The sequence below is a fragment of the Limnobacter sp. UBA7229 genome (genome assembly GCF_002473065.1).
Classification (GTDB): domain Bacteria; phylum Pseudomonadota; class Gammaproteobacteria; order Burkholderiales; family Burkholderiaceae_B; genus Limnobacter; species Limnobacter profundi.
In genome coordinates this window covers 23,883-38,615 of record NZ_DKTN01000013.1, presented here as the reverse complement: position 1 = coordinate 38,615, position 14,733 = coordinate 23,883, and the positions used below count along the sequence as shown (strand labels likewise).

The following is a 14,733-nucleotide window of genomic DNA, read 5'->3' as shown; positions in this document are numbered from 1 at the left end:
AGTGGATTTTTACCCCTTCAGAATCGTTCTTCCGGAGTAAGCAAACGCCACTGCCCCACGGGCAGGTCGCCGAGCATTACGCGGCCAATTCGAACGCGTTTCAAACCCACCACTTTCAGGCCCACAATTTCACACATTCGGCGAATTTGTCGTTTCTTGCCTTCGTTCAGAATAAAGCGCAGCTGGTCTTCGTTTTGCCAGCTGACGCGGGCTGGTTTTAACGCTTCGCCGTCCAGGCTCAGGCCATAACGCAGCATTTCAAGTCCACGGTCAGTCAATTCGCCTTCTACTCGCACCAGGTATTCTTTTTCCACTGTGCTGTTGGCGTCGATCAGTTGTTTGGCAATGCGACCATCTTGGGTCAGTACCAGCAAGCCCGTGGAATCAATGTCCAGGCGACCTGCTGGCGCGAGACCTTTCAGCATGGCGGGCTGGAAAGGGGTTGATGTTTTGCGGTCGGCCTGGTTTTCCAGGCCCAGGCATTCCATGGCTGCCTTGTAGCGTCCCTCGGGCTGGCCCGATACCACACCAATTGGCTTGTGGTACAGAATGGTGACCTGTTTGCCCAGTACATTTTTTGCGCGTGCATCCAGGTCGATGGTCACGGTTGGAAGCACTTTGGCGCCCAGCTCGTCAACCACTTTTCCATTCACGCGAACCCAACCGTTTTCAATCAGGTAATCGGCTTCGCGACGAGAGCAAAGGCCTTTCGCAGCCATGATTTTGCTTAAGCGTTGTGGCTCAAACGGGTCGAGCATGTCCAGCGTGTTTGTGCCGGTAACCTTGCTGCGGCGTGGCCGTGCAGCACCAGCCGCCGGGGCCACAGGGGCACTGCGCATGGCTGCGCGGTTGCGGTCGGGTTTTGCGGCGGGTGTTGCTGCCGCAGTTCCAGCCTTGCCAGCGGCGCTGCTGGGGCGGCCACGGCCAGGGGCTGCGGGTTTTGCCGGGGCTGATGTTTTGTTGCGGTTACTGGGGCGTGCCGGTGGGCCGGAACGCCCCGAGTCGCCAGTGCGGCCTGCGCTACTGTTGCGGCCTGCGGGTTTTTTCATGATTTCAGTGTGTCCTTGTGCATTGAGGCCGTATTGTAGGTGAAATCAATGGCTTAGGCTATGTTCTCTGCAAGTCGGGTGGCAACAGTTTGTACAGCACCGGGGTCACAAGGCGACCGATGAAAGTTGAAGAAATGAGGCCACCAATAATCACCCATGCCATCGGTGAATAAAGCCCGCCTCCCTGCAGCGCCAGAGGCAGCAGGCCGCCCACAGCAGTGGCACTGGTCAGTAAAATAGGCAGGAAACGGATACGGCCCGCTTCTTCGATGGATTCATCCAGCCCCTTGCCTTCTTCGCGCAACTGGTTGGTAAAGTCCACCAGCAAAATCGAGTTTTTGATTTCAATGCCGATCAGCGCAATGAAGCCAATCATCGCTGTGAAGCTCAGTGAGTTACCGGTGAGGAACAGCATGACCATGCCACCCGTTACACCCAGTGGAATCACGAACAGCACAATCAAGGTGCTTTTGAAACTGCCAAATTCCAGTACCAGAATGGCGAGAATACCGAACACCGTAATCAGGATTGCAGTGCCAAAACCGGCAAAGCTTTCCTGTCGGCTCTTTACTTCACCTGCCATTTTGTAGCGATAACCGGTGGGCAGGCCCATCTCGTCGATCTGCTTGGCAATTTCATTGCTGATTTTCTCGGTGTTGTACCCAGTGCGTGTGTAAGCGGTCAGCAACACGGCGCGTTCGCGGTCGAAGCGGTAAATGCTGTTCAGGTTGTCATCCAGTTCAAGCGTGGTAAGTTGGGTCAGTGGTACCGCCTGACCAGTGCGTGAGATCACATGGAAGTCGTCCAGTGCGCTCAGATTACTCCGCACACCCGCAGGGCCACGCACACTGATTGTGTACGCATCGCCATTGCTTTGGCGAATTTCACCAGCAAACGCGCCTGCAATGGCAAGCCGCACTGCCTGGTCCAGCTCGGCAGAATTCACACCCAGCAAGCCAGCTTTCTCGAAATTCACTTTCAGGCGCAGGTCGCTACGCCCCGTGCGCTGGGGGTTGTCCACGTTTTGTGTGCCAGGATTGGCCAGCATGATACGCTCCACCTGTGCAGACAATTCACGCAGTGTTTCGATCTCGGGGCCTACCAAACGGATGCCAATGGGTGCATCAATGGGGGGGCCATTTTCAAACTCACGCACAATCAGATTGGCACCGGCAATCGTTTTTAATTCATTGCGAATGTTATCCAGCAACTTGGGTGTGTCGTCGTTGTACTCCTTGAGCTGAACGAAAAGCTCACCTACATTCGATTGTTTGTCTTGCTGAAATACGTTGTAATAAATTTGTGGGTTGCCTTCGCCCACGGTGGCCATGACCGCTGTAATTTCTTCAAACTTCGCCAGCTTGTTTTCCACCTGTTTCACCACAGTGTCGGTGGCCGTCAGGCTGGAGCCAGGGGGCAACCCTACCTCAATCACAAACTGCGGTGTATTGGCTTTGGGGAACAGCGACATACCCATAAGTGGCGCCAAACCCAGGCTGGCCACGAAAAGCACCAGCGATGCGGCCACCACGGTTTTCGGGGTTTGCAAGGCACGGTGCAGTAGTGGGGTGTAAATTTTATCAATCAGCCCCATCAGCTTTTGCAGCACAATATTGCCGTGCTCATTTTCGTCTTTTTTCAGTACACGGCTGGCCAAAAACGGAATAATGGTGAGCGCAACAAACAGCGACGCGATCACTGTGAACACCACTGCAACGGGGAGTGATCGAATGAATTTTCCGGCGTTGTCAGGCAGCATCAAGAGGGGCAGGAAGGCGAACAGCAGCGTGGCAGTGCAGCCCAAAACAGCCAGCGAAATTTGCTTGGTGGCCAAGCGTGCTGCATCGACGCGGTTATAACCCATGCGCAGGTAGCGTGAAATGTTTTCGATCACCACAATTGAATCGTCGACCAACAAGCCCAAGGCAACCACAAGGCCTGCAATGGAAAGCTGATTCAGCGAAAAGCCTGCATAGTACAAACAGGCCAAACCTGTAAGCAGCGAAAGCGGTACGCTGACCATCACGATGCCTGAGGCCCGCAAACCCAGCGGCAACAGGGTGATCAGCACCAGTGTTACAGCCAGGGCAAAGTCGAAGGTCAGGCGATCAATACGCTTTTCCACGTTTTTGTATTGCTCAAACCCCCGTTCCATTTTGATATTGGGGGGCAAGGTTTTCTCGAACTCGTCCGCGGTTTCCTGCAAGGCTTTTTGGGTTACAAAAATATTGCGTTCATCTTTCTGGTTGGCGGTAACAAACACGGCGCGCTGACCATTGAAGCGGGCCATCACCTCCTGGTTTTCATAGTCCCATTGCACATCGGCCACATCGCCCACGCGAACAAGGCGACCGCCCAAATCACCACCTGTACCTGTGCCTGCAATTACCGTGTTTCTGATTTCTTCGACGCTGCGGTACTGGCCCGACGTTTGTACATTCAAACGGCGTGCACCTTCTTCAACCGGGCCACCTGGAATGTTCAGCGACTCACCCTGAACAATGCGTGCCACATCGGCGGCTTGGATACCCAGCTCAGCCAGCTTTTTAAAGTTCAGGCTAACGCGTACCTGCTGCTCGGGGTAGGCCCAGCTTTCGCTTTCACGCACCGATGAAATACGCTCGAACGCCTCGGAAAGGTCTTCAGCGTAATTGGCCAGGTCGGCATAGCTTGCTGTTTCCGACACCAGGGAGTATTGAATGATGTTGGTGAAGCCGGGGTTGATTCGTTCAATCTCCAGCTTTTGTATGCCTGCGGGTAGCTGGTCCCGAATGCTGTTGAGTTCACGGTTCACTTCATCGAACTTTTTATCAACATCGACTTCCGCATCAAAACGCACAAACACCACACCGCCACTGTTGCGGGATGTTGAAAGCATTTCTTTCAAGTCGTCCAGGCTGCGCAGGGCATCTTCAATGGGCTTGGCTACCTGTTGTTCCATTTCGCGAGGGTCAGCACCTGGATAAATCACATTGATGCGAAATGCGCTGATGTCGAAATACGGGTCTTCGGTTCTGGGAATGTTTTGATACGCGCTGATGCCAATTGCTGTCAGCAGGAAAAATATCACCAGCGTGAACTGGTAATTCTTGATGGAAAAGTCCGAGAGTTTCATCTGGATTACTCCTGAACTTTCACGGTTTCACCATCTTGCAGGTAGGCTGCACCTGTGCTCACCACGCGAGTGCCTTCGGGCAGGGCGTCGATTAATGCGATCCGGTCTGCTTGAATAAAGGCCACGGCTACAGTTTGACGTTTCACGGTGTTGTCTGCTTGTACGGTGTAAATCCAGGCGGCTTTGTTGTCGCCCTCGACCACGGCCTCTATGGGTACATAGCTGCGCATGCCATTGAAGTTGGCGGGTTCAATGCGGGTACGCCCTTGCATGCCCGATAAAAGGTTGATGTTTTCATGGGCACGTGTGTCTACCTCAACCAGCACGCCGTAGGTGCCTGTGGCGGGGTCTGCTGCCTGGCTTAGTTCAATTACTTTTCCGGGCCACTTCACGCCGGGCAGTGCGTCGAATTGCACCTCGGCCTTGGCACCCAGCTGTATGTGCACCGCTTGCTTGTCAGTCAAACTCGCCTTCATGACAAAGCCGCTGCTTTTGCTACCAAGTAGTAATATCGGCTGGCCTGGCGACACCACTTCACCGGTTTGCGCAAAACGCTTCAACACCACGCCATTGGCTTGAGCCTGTATTTCAGCCGTTTGGCTTGCAAACTGGGCTTGGCTGAGTTGTGCACGTGCAGCTTGTGCAGCAGTTTCCAGGTTGTCGAGTTGTACTTTAGAAATGACTTCCTGATCACGGAGCAATTTGCCGCGTTGCAAGTCGCGTTGGGCTTTTTCAAAGCCCGCGCTGGCTTGGCTCACAGCTGCGTTGACATCTTGTTTGTTCAGCGCAGCCAGCCGCTGGCCTTTCTCCACAGTTTCGCCTTCGCGCACATTGATTCGTTCAATCACGCCGCCCACTTTGAAACTCAATCGGGTTTCGTCACGAAAGGCACCAATTCCAGCCACTTCGATCAAGCTGGCTGCAGGGCCACTTTGTACTGTTTCGGTTTTCACCAATCGGTATTCCACTGCCGGTGCTTCCTCGGGGGTGGCTGGGCCACAGGCTGCCAGAACCAACAAGGAGAGGGTTGAAATTACGAGTGCGGGTTTCATGGTTGAGCTCCTTCCTGTGGGCTTGGCTCGGGAATGTTTCGGTTGTTGTACTGCCAAACAGCATGGTCAATTCGGGCCTGGTACACGGCAGTCACCAAGCCCAAACGTGCGCGTGTTGCACTTTGTTCGGCACTTAAAAATTCAACTTGAGTGGTTTCGCCAGCGTCGCGTTTGCGTTCATTGATTCGCAGGCTTTCCTCGGATGCAGCCTGTTGGGCCATGCGCGCCTGGATGCTGTCTAGCGACACCAGCAAATTTTCCCTGGCTTGCAATTTGGCCAGTTGAAGTTGCCGGTTCACTTGCCGCGCGCGGGCCTCCAGTGCCCGCACCTGTGCCTGGCTGCGTGCCACTTCACTGCTGCGAATTCCGGCGTCTGCCAGGGTCCAGTTCAACACCACCGATGCGCTGGCAAATCCGGTGTTGGGGCCGGTGTTGTAGTCGCGTCCCTGATAGCCGCCTTCGATCGAGTAGCCCAGTGTGGGCTTGTAAGTTGCGCGGCTGGCATCCAGTTGGGCGCGTTGGGCGGCCAGGCTGCGTTCAAGCCGGGTGAGGGCTGGCGCTGGAGTGTTGCCCTGCGTTTTCGGGGTGAGCTCATCCAGCAGTGTTTGAATGGCACTGGGGTTCAGCTCCTCTTGCGGCAGTTCTACTGCGCTGTCGTTTGGGGCATAGCGCAGCAGGTTGAAATACTCTTTGGCCAGCAAGGCCTGCGTTTGGGCTTGGCGCAAGGCCACCTGAATTTCAAGTGTTTCCGCTTCGGCACGTTTCGGTGCATCCAGGGTGGTTTCCCCGGCCTTGTACAGCACTGTGTTGATTCGTTCGTTTTCTTTCAGCGTTCGCAGGCTGGCCTCAAGAATGGCGATTCGGGCCTTGGCCTGTGCATATTGCCAATAGGCGGTGTGCAGGTCGCGCACCAACTCTTCTTTTACCTGCAGTTGTGCGGCCTCTTGTGCGCCGACGGCCTGGGTTTGCGCTTGAAGTTGCTGGTCCAGTACAGGTTCGTAAATTGGGCCACGCACAATCAAACGGGTGTCTTGTTCGGTGGGGCGGAGCAGCGGGATTGACTGGTTCTCCACTGTGGGAAAGCGTGGCGGTTGACCTGCGGCAACGGCCTGTGCATTCAATGTTGCGTACACGGGGTTGAGTAAATCGCCTGCCGGGAAATCGATGGTGCGACCACCTTCGGCCACACTTGCGCGCGCCTGCAATGCAAGGCTGGGATAAAAGCGCGCACGCAAATTTTCAAGTCGCTGACGTTCAGCCTCCACTTCAAAGTTGGCCTGCGCCAAGGCGGGGTTATTGGACATGGCTTGGCTCAAGTAGTCGTCAAGCGGGGTGCCCGCTTGACTGGGCTGCTGAACTTGAAAAGCCATCAACAGCAATGCAGCCATTAGACGCCTGTCAAATAGAAGGTAAAAAAAAGCGCCCCTGTTGCGGGCGCCTGTGCGACTTTGCTTGATCATTTTTTGCCTCCGCCATTGCGGTTGATCAGGGATTGCATGACCAGCTCTACAGCCTGGTTCATGAAAGATTCTTTGCTGATGCCCATGGTGGCCATGAAGTTGGCCTTGGTTTGCGCCAACTGAATGGTGCCGTGTGTGAAGCCCCACAAGGTGATCGAAATTTGCATCAGATTGTCCAGGTCGTCTCGCAATGTTTTATCTGCCATGCCTTTGGCGAGAGCCAACACGGTTTGTTCATGAACTTGTTGCCCGGCCTGAATCATTTCCAGTGTTGCCGAGCAGGGATCGTCCAGTGCAATTTCATGGTGAGAGGCTTCAAACCTCGACATGGCGGCGAAATGCGTTGGGTACTCCTCTGAAAACTGCATGTAAGCTTGGCCAATCGCCCGAATTTGGTTATCACCAGTGGCATGCTGGTTTCGTGCGGCTTCAAACATTTCGCGCAGTATTCGCAAACCCCGCAGGCAAATTGCCAAATGCAAGGCTGCCTTGTCTTTGAAATACACATACACCAGTGCACGCGAAACCCTCGCTTTGCGTGCTACTTGATCCATAGTGGCTGCGTCAAAGCCTTTTTCAGAAAAAACAAGTTCCGCTGCGTCGAGAATTTCTTCCCGACGGCGTTCCTTTTCTTCTTCGCGACGTTCGATCACATAGTTCATGAAATGGATCTTAGTTGAACGATTGACACGATGTCAATGGTTTTTTCTTTCCACAGATTGAAACACCGATTTGAATCGATTTACCGAGTTTATTTCCGGCACGGATGGGTGGCTTCGTCAATTAAAGTTAAATCATGGTGAATTGTTTCTGTGAGAAGCGCGGTGGTTAAAAAACTGGAAGGCCTGGAACGGCAAGTGGTGTTTGTAATTGATGTTCATCCAATCGTCAGTTTCGGCTTGGTCGAAATGGTGAAGGATGTGGCACCCCATGCCCGCATTCGCCAGTTTTCTACCTTGAAGGAAGCCGCACGGCATGCTGTGGAAGAGTTTCCCGCATTGATCATCACAGACTTTCATTTGCGCGATGTCCAAGCCGAGACTTTTATTGGTCTGTTTGAAACGCTGTTCCCTGAAATTCCGGTGCTGATTACTGCAAACGACGAGAAAGTGATGGGGCAGTTAAAGCGTCATCAGCTTGAACGGTTTATTGCATTTTCAAAATTCACACCCTTTGCAAAAATGATCGACCTGATTCGAGTAGGCTTGAGCCAAGCCAATATTGAATTGCTGCAAATGCCGACTTTGTCAAAAGCGCTCACCCACAAACAGGTTGAGGTGCTTGAATTGATTGGGGCCGGGCACAGCAACAAGGAAATTGCCGTGCTGCTGAAGATCAGTGTGGAAACTGTGAAGGGGCATGTGAAAGACATTCTGGAACGCCTGAAAGCCAAGAACCGGATGGAGGCTTCGATCATTTACCGCCACACCCAGATTCAAAAACACAGTGTGTACAGCAATTTGAGTTCTGAACTCCACCTATCGACAAATCAATGACTTACAAAATTCTGAAATTCGGATTTGTAAATTAGTTGTTAACCGATTTGCCATCACCCTTTCCAGGTATGCAATTTAAGTTTGAAACTGGATTGCAATTAAGTTCTTAACTCATTAGTCCATCGATACGAGCCAGCATCACTTAGACTTTTGTATCCTTGTCAATCACCAAAAATCTTGTTATCAAGAGGGAGATGAGGTTGAAAGCCGAGAGTGCTAAGTGGAGGGTTTGATGGAGAATAAAACACTTACGTCAAGACAGGTTGCAGAAAAGCTGAACCTTTCCCGTGTCCATGTTCGTAAGTTAGTTAAAGCCGAGGAGCTTGTGGCAACACGACAGGCAAACAACCGTTTGGTTTTTTTGATGGCCGATGTTGAGGCTTTCAGTGTGAAATTACGTGAGCGAAGGTTAGCCAACTTGAAACTAATTGCGAGGGCTTCAGAAGAAGCAGGTCTCTACGATATTGATGACTGTTGAAGGTAAGCAGTTTTTACCAAGTTTCAGCTAACCGTCGTAAACAAACTAGCTTTTTTCAATGATGTCGGTATACCTTTTCAAAAAAGCAGTCTCGCCAAATTCAGGTTCACACTCGATTGTTGAGAATAATTTCTTCTTAGAATCCGACATTTGTGGGCTCACTCTGTCGCCACGGTTTCCTTTTTTGTTGTCCTTGCGGGCAGAGGCGATTTTAAATCTGGCTTGTTGTGATTTTCGCATCTGCAATTTGCCCAAAAGTCAAAGTTGTATCATTATTTTTATAGATGTAGGCCAAGCTCGTCAACATGTTATTTGTGTAAGAAAACTTCAAATATGGGCCCACGAATTGCCGCCCATATGCGCTCGTTCTCATTCTCTTTAGTGTTTGCTAAATCTGGTGATAGCTTGAAATTTATTGTTTTTCGCTTCTGAATATTTTTCATATTCGTCAGGCTCCCAAGCTATCCATTTGAAGAATAGTTCTTAGAACTAGATGAGAGAGGGTTGAATGTTGCTCGTAGCCGATTGATGCTGGAATATCGAAGTTAGCTGGCGGAGGAATTGAAATGCGATTGAAGGTGAGAAAGTGATTCGCCAAATGTTGCTTATATTTTGACCGAATCCACCTTATCCTCTCTCTGGCTGTAAGTGTGTCACATGTAAAAAACTCATCTTGCAACTCTTGCATTCGGTGGGTACTTTTCGGTTCCAAGTTGATTTTGTTTGCATCAAGTAAAGCCTCAGAGTTCAAGGCTAGTGCTAAGCAAAATTCCCTACTTGAAAACTCCATGACCCGGTTTAGGTTCTTCGTTTGATGCGGGAGTTTTAAGTTCTGTAATCGATAGTCGAATTTATTTGGGATTTCCGATTTGTACAGAGCGCAGTTGTGGATGTGACAGCTGACAACACCCGGTAGTTGGTGTTTTCTGTGCCAAAAACTCGTGCCTAAAAATTCGATTTCCAGACCAACGCAGGATTTACACAACCGAAGTGTTGGGCATGAGTTGTTAAAAAATCTAATTTGTTTTAGGAAATGGTTTTTCAAATATTGTGATAATGGAGCTCCTCCAGCAAAAAAATTTGTCTGGTCTTCATTGCACCAAAATTCAATGTGATAGGGTACGAGTGAGTGCCTAAACAACAACTCCGTGTAGCTCGCACAAGACCTACTTTTATCCCCTAACAACTCACCACCACCGAAGCAAATTTTCGCCGCTGGACCCAATGCCAGTACCCGCTCCAACAACAGTCGTGCGTGTATGGACTGTGCCTGAACTTTTCTTAGTACCGCGCTAAGCAATAATTCGTCGGCAAAGATTGGGTACAGGCCAGCTGGATTGAATAAGAGTTTATTCAATTAAGTTATCTGTCAGGAGCGCATTCTTACTGACGCGGTCTGAACTCACTGCGTTCAGACCAGTCTGAATTAGCTTGTTACAGAGTATGCGACGCACATGTGTGGTTGAGTCAGTCACACCATCTTTGGATAATTCAACTCCAAGTTCCTTCGCGATGTCTGACAAACTTAACTTCATATCCTCAAACTCACTCAAAGCTGCGAAGTCTTTGTCTCTATGGGCTTTCAGCATCGGATGTAAGAAGACCAAGTCATTTTCATAAACGGTTCTGAATGTTTCAGAAGTGACATTTTCTGAGCCATCAATGATGGCTCGTGTTTGAGCGAAGATAAAAAGTAACGTGATGACCGCAACGATTCCTTGGGAGTAAAAGAAAATCTCATGTAGCAGTTCAGGTGTGATTTGAATTTCTGTCTTGGTCCAATTAAAGCTCGCTAACAGATGAATCAATGTCTCAAATTCGGTCTGGTCTTCGTCATTATCGCTGACCTCGGTAAAAGCTAGATTTTGCCAGACTGGGTTCAGAAGCCCGCAAGCGCGTCTGGCATCCTGTAACCGAGAGTCCAGCAGCTCCATCGCTGCAGGAGTTCCGACAGTTAGCACTGGGACTTTTACAGAATTGATTATGGTCAAAAGACTATTGAGAGTCTCTTCTGTGCCAACTGTATACTTTGCCAGCTTCTGCGCTTCTTCAATCACGAGAATTCCAACTTGATGTGTTCTCAACAAGTCACACACTACTGAAAACCAGTCTACCCCTCTCATAGAGGACGCTTTGCTGGATGGAAGATAGGTGTCTTTGTAACCAAAACCTGGCAAAAGTCTATCTATTTCAGCGATGACAGCCTTGAGAAACGGGATATCGCTTTTTGCGGTTGATGGAATTTCAACAATCAAATAAGTAATCTGGTACAAGTTGTGTTGAGGATGGAAGATTACCTGGGGCATCCCAGACAGCGAATTGGTTACAGCTGTTGATTTTCCGCTACCAGAGCCCGCGATGAGCGTCATTGACATCGGTTTCTGAGAAGCAATGGATGAGAATTTTTCCCGATTTCTTCTTCGACTGCTGGAAGACGGCTTTGCGTTCTGAAGTTTCATGCTTGGTAGCTCACGATGGCGATAGCCAAATCTAATAACTGTGTCCAACTGCCTTGCTAGATTCACATTTCTTTCGAATGGAACAAATAGGTCCGCGATAGATTGAACTAGCATCAGTCTTGTCTGGTCCGGAAGTTCGGTTTGTGATTCATCGAAGTCTGGCATGAATGCAATTTGTTCTCTTATCTCTTCATCAGAGGAATAGGCCGCAGGTAATGCTTCCACTAAGGGATTACCTTGTAAGAAAGAGATGTCGGATGTGAGGTAGTCGGCGAAAGCTGCAACAGGAGCCATTTCTTGCACTATTTCCTCCATGGTCACACACACTTTCATGCCTTTGATTGATTCAATGGGTGATTTAATTTGCATTCGTAACTCCTGGTTTATTGTTTTTTGCCCATGCGGCCAATGAGTTCTTTTTCTTTTTTGGGGTAATAGGACTGTTATCCACAGTTGAAACTAGAGGTAGTTCAGTGAATTGAACGTCTTCGGCTTCAATTCGTGTTTCAGAGCGTTGGTTTTCTCCATATTTCTGTTTCGAATCACCAGACTGAAAATTATCAGGTGAGACGAAAAGTGGATTTTTAGTTCTCTGGGTTCGCTGCTCGTCTTTTCTCATTTCCGGTTTCAACTTTTTTTGCTTATCTGCGGAAACTTTTGGAAACTGAGCCTTTCTTTCTCTGGCATTTTTTGTAATTTCATCAGTTTCTTTGGTGAACGTTACCTGCAGTTCAAGCGTCGCGCTTTCATTCTTTTTATTGTTCTCATTTAGCTGCTTATGAACAATCTCATGCTCTGCGAACGACATATCCTTAAACTGCCTATAGGCTTCATTTAAGAATAGCTGTACAGGTACAGTTTTGATGCCAGGATGCTCAACCCAGATAGAATTTACGCATTGTCCCGAATACCTAACAGCTACCTTTGGGGAAGCTTTACGTTGAGAACCATTAAGAGAAGCCACAAAGGAGCTCAAGTTTTGGTAGTTCTCGTTGGAGGGTCCCACGCTGTATTCGAGGTTATTAAAACGAATCCCTTGCCTCGTGAGTGTTCCTTCACCTTGGCGTAAGAGCTTCATTCGTGCCTCGCCCTCACGAAACCGCGTTGGGACTCCCATTTCGTTTCTAAGGCTGTAGTTGAATAACGAAATTCGGGTGATTACATTTCCCTTGAGAACCTCTTCAATCGGATAATCATTAGTTTTTATGCATTTTCTGTTTTGCATAATGGCCGACATTAGAAGAACTTTATCAAGTTCGTGAAGAGTTAAATTTGCCTCAAATTCCCTTTTTTCACGTTGCCTTTTTCTGGAATCAACATCTCGGACTTGACCGTCTACTTTCGAGAAAATTGCCACGTGAGTCTGATGAAATGTTGACTCAATTGTGCCCTTTCTATGCGCCTGCTGGCTTGGTGTATTCGTAAGGCTGATATTAAGTTCTTTGGGAAGTAAATCACTTGCTTTACCCGTGAATTCTGGTCCAAGGTCTGCAACAATTTCCCTTGGCTTGATACCTTCCGCTGGCCAATCTTCTGGGTTAAATTCAATGCCGTATTTTTTACAGCGTTCCTCCATGCTATTCGCCAAGCCTGCAATAGCTTCACTAGCTTCGTCCCAGCATGGGGCGTTTAATGATAAATGGAAGGTCACAATTAATTTCGATTTGCGGCAGACCAATACATAGAGTGTTGCTTTTCCGATGATGTAGTTTCTGTATTCTGAATGTACGATATTAACTTCACAAATCGTCGAGTCAATTTCGTAAACTAGGCCTGATTGCGCGGTACTGCCCGCAGCGCTGCCTGTGTGTAACGCCATGTCTCTTTCGAAGGTTTTATCGCCCGCTTTTTTCTTTTGAATTACATCGGCTGGAAAATGCTTTTCTAATAAATACCTAACTTGCCCGTATGAGGGCACGTTTCCCATTAGTTCGAGTATGCCTTGGTTTGCCAGCTCAACATTCTTTGGATGAGTTTTGCATAGCAGGGTGTAGTAGAAAGATGCGAACGTAGGGCCGTTTGGCACCAGAAAGTCGCGCTCAATTAGCTTGACTATTTTTGCCTGTTCTTCAGGTCTGAGTATATAAGTCGCGTAGTATTTTGGTTTTACGCCTCTTGGTGCAGACTCATCGGCAGATTCTTTTTTCCCACAATTGAAATAGCTGGGGATAAGTGAATGACTGTCACAGCCACTGCACCAAAATGTTTTTATTAATTTGTACAGTGTTGGTTTTGAAGCTTCTCCATTTTCGACGAGCTCATTAATAACAGAGCTGCGGTATTTGGCATCAAATATTTTAGGTCCGTGGTTCATAATTTTATGAACCAATGCGACATTCTTTTCATAGATAGATTTTGAGTGTGGGCAAAGTCTGTTCAATTCCCCGATTAAAAATAGTTTTTGCTCAATATCCTTTTCACACTCATAAATTTCTAGGTCTTTTCCATTGCATTTTATGGGCATAGCTTTAGCGTCATCAATTCTGATAACCCAGGCAGATTCCTTGAATTCATGGAGAAGTCTTACTTTTTCACCTTCCAAAATTGCAAGGTCGCCAACTAGTCGAAATCCATTGCTCATTTTGTGCTCCAGAAATCCAGAGTTTGTGCAGCTCTCACAGATGAAATACGCTGGTGCACGAGCAGACCCTCTCGTAGGTCCGCTTTGATGTTGTGGGTCAGTAATAGGTGTTTGAGGGCTTCCGCTCCTAGTCCAGGAGTACCTGATAGGTTGTCAAGTTCCAAACACACTGCGCTAAGCTTGTGCGATGGGTTGGCTTGGTCTATGAGAGTTTTCAATTCCTGCGTGGCCAACGCTGCCACTTCAAATACAGTTGGTTCCCGGTTGATAGAGAGGGCCCAGGACAAGTTTTTTGAGATTTCCGAGTCCAGTTGGTCAGCGGTAATGATGATGTGTTCGACTCCATGAGCATTCCAGAACTCCCTAGCGATGGTAAGTTTTTCGATAACCCGAGTTACACTGCGAACAGTTTTTGGCGTAGCTAGGTTGTAGCCAGTAGGCTTGCAGTCGACTGCAACAAAGTAATTTTTTCCCTCGACAGTGAGTTGAACTAAGAAGTCTGTCGTCATGACAGCATCCTGTTGCGGACCCTTTTGAATCAATTTGGGGTGTTTTACTTTCAATCGATGTGCAATTCGCGCTGTTGTTTCAAGGTCTAGGGCATATTGTTCGTAGACATTGGTTACTTGTGGGTCAAATTCAAGTCTTAGTAAAGTGTCTCTCTCAATTTTTGAGAGCACGTGGATGACTCGATTAAAACGGAAGCTGAACTCTCTGGTCATGGTTCCCGTGCTAGAAATTTCCGTGGCTTTGATATAAGGGACATGCCCGAATGCGTTACCGATTCGTTCCCTGATTTTTTTCTGCTGATTTTTTAGATTGTTCTTGGCACGCATTGCATTTCTCCTATGGCTTGACTGCGATATGTCATGTAGAAAAGCCACCCTAAAAAATCGGAAAAATGTCCAGTTAAATCAGTTCTCTAGAATTTAAATCTTATGTAAATAGTCTTATAAGAAACAAAAGTCTCACATATGAAACCAAAATGATGGAAAACATTTATTTCTATCAATATCAATTTTTCGATAGATTTTGGTAAATTT

The 14,733-nt window shown here is 48.5% G+C and carries 10 protein-coding genes; 2 read left to right on the top strand and 8 right to left on the bottom strand.

Annotated elements, in window-relative coordinates; genetic code table 11:
- Positions 1-17: 17 nt before the first annotated feature.
- The 5 genes from B4C79_RS06975 to B4C79_RS06955 form a co-directional block, all read right to left on the bottom strand.
- Complete coding sequence (locus B4C79_RS06975; RefSeq protein WP_205882534.1) at positions 18-758, bottom strand: pseudouridine synthase; 741 nt, start codon at positions 756-758, stop codon at positions 18-20.
- Between the two features lie 349 nt (positions 759-1,107).
- A complete protein-coding gene (locus B4C79_RS06970; protein ID WP_291739179.1) occupies positions 1,108-4,164 on the bottom strand; it encodes an efflux RND transporter permease subunit in 3,057 nt (1,018 codons plus the stop codon).
- A 5-nt stretch (positions 4,165-4,169) separates the two neighbouring features.
- Positions 4,170-5,216: an efflux RND transporter periplasmic adaptor subunit gene (locus B4C79_RS06965; RefSeq protein ID WP_291739180.1), complete on the bottom strand. Its 1,047-nt coding sequence runs from the start codon at positions 5,214-5,216 to the stop codon at positions 4,170-4,172.
- Complete coding sequence (locus tag B4C79_RS06960; RefSeq protein ID WP_291739181.1) at positions 5,213-6,676, bottom strand: TolC family protein; 1,464 nt, start codon at positions 6,674-6,676, stop codon at positions 5,213-5,215. Before B4C79_RS06960 ends, B4C79_RS06965 begins: the two co-directional genes overlap by 4 nt.
- Positions 6,673-7,338 carry a TetR/AcrR family transcriptional regulator gene (locus B4C79_RS06955; protein ID WP_291739182.1) on the bottom strand — a complete coding sequence of 222 codons (666 nt, stop codon included), beginning with the start codon at positions 7,336-7,338 and terminating at the stop codon, positions 6,673-6,675. Before B4C79_RS06955 ends, B4C79_RS06960 begins: the two co-directional genes overlap by 4 nt.
- A 162-nt stretch (positions 7,339-7,500) precedes the next feature.
- Here B4C79_RS06955 and B4C79_RS06950 point away from each other — a divergent pair, with 162 nt between their 5' ends.
- Together B4C79_RS06950 and B4C79_RS06945 are read left to right on the top strand one after the other, a co-directional pair.
- Positions 7,501-8,172, top strand: coding sequence for a response regulator transcription factor (locus B4C79_RS06950; RefSeq protein WP_291762553.1), 672 nt, complete (start codon positions 7,501-7,503; stop codon positions 8,170-8,172).
- Positions 8,173-8,404: 232 nt separating this feature from the next.
- Entirely contained in the window at positions 8,405-8,650 is a 246-nt protein-coding gene (locus B4C79_RS06945) for a helix-turn-helix domain-containing protein (protein ID WP_291751103.1), read from the top strand.
- 1,349 nt (positions 8,651-9,999) lie between these two features.
- Here B4C79_RS06945 and B4C79_RS06940 read toward each other — a convergent pair.
- From B4C79_RS06940 to B4C79_RS06930, 3 genes are read right to left on the bottom strand one after another with little or no spacing between them, the layout of a single operon-like run.
- Positions 10,000-11,478 carry an AAA family ATPase gene (locus B4C79_RS06940; RefSeq protein ID WP_291751107.1) on the bottom strand — a complete coding sequence of 493 codons (1,479 nt, stop codon included), beginning with the start codon at positions 11,476-11,478 and terminating at the stop codon, positions 10,000-10,002.
- A complete protein-coding gene (locus B4C79_RS06935; RefSeq protein ID WP_291751110.1) occupies positions 11,468-13,690 on the bottom strand; it encodes a hypothetical protein in 2,223 nt (740 codons plus the stop codon). Before B4C79_RS06935 ends, B4C79_RS06940 begins: the two co-directional genes overlap by 11 nt.
- The gene (locus B4C79_RS06930) at positions 13,687-14,526 is read right to left on the bottom strand and encodes a TnsA endonuclease N-terminal domain-containing protein (protein ID WP_291751113.1); all 840 of its coding nucleotides are present in this window, start codon (positions 14,524-14,526) and stop codon (positions 13,687-13,689) included. Before B4C79_RS06930 ends, B4C79_RS06935 begins: the two co-directional genes overlap by 4 nt.
- Positions 14,527-14,733 lie beyond the last annotated feature (207 nt).

Coding starts and splice junctions, on each gene's coding strand:
- B4C79_RS06930 (WP_291751113.1), bottom strand. CDS start 14,526: ATGCGTGCCAAGAACAATCTAAAAAATCAGCAGAAAAAAATCAGGGAA.
- B4C79_RS06960 (WP_291739181.1), bottom strand. CDS start 6,676: ATGATCAAGCAAAGTCGCACAGGCGCCCGCAACAGGGGCGCTTTTTTT.
- B4C79_RS06955 (WP_291739182.1), bottom strand. CDS start 7,338: ATGAACTATGTGATCGAACGTCGCGAAGAAGAAAAGGAACGCCGTCGG.
- B4C79_RS06945 (WP_291751103.1), top strand. CDS start 8,405: ATGGAGAATAAAACACTTACGTCAAGACAGGTTGCAGAAAAGCTGAAC.
- B4C79_RS06935 (WP_291751110.1), bottom strand. CDS start 13,690: ATGAGCAATGGATTTCGACTAGTTGGCGACCTTGCAATTTTGGAAGGT.
- B4C79_RS06940 (WP_291751107.1), bottom strand. CDS start 11,478: ATGCAAATTAAATCACCCATTGAATCAATCAAAGGCATGAAAGTGTGT.
- B4C79_RS06965 (WP_291739180.1), bottom strand. CDS start 5,216: ATGAAACCCGCACTCGTAATTTCAACCCTCTCCTTGTTGGTTCTGGCA.
- B4C79_RS06975 (WP_205882534.1), bottom strand. CDS start 758: ATGCTCGACCCGTTTGAGCCACAACGCTTAAGCAAAATCATGGCTGCG.
- B4C79_RS06970 (WP_291739179.1), bottom strand. CDS start 4,164: ATGAAACTCTCGGACTTTTCCATCAAGAATTACCAGTTCACGCTGGTG.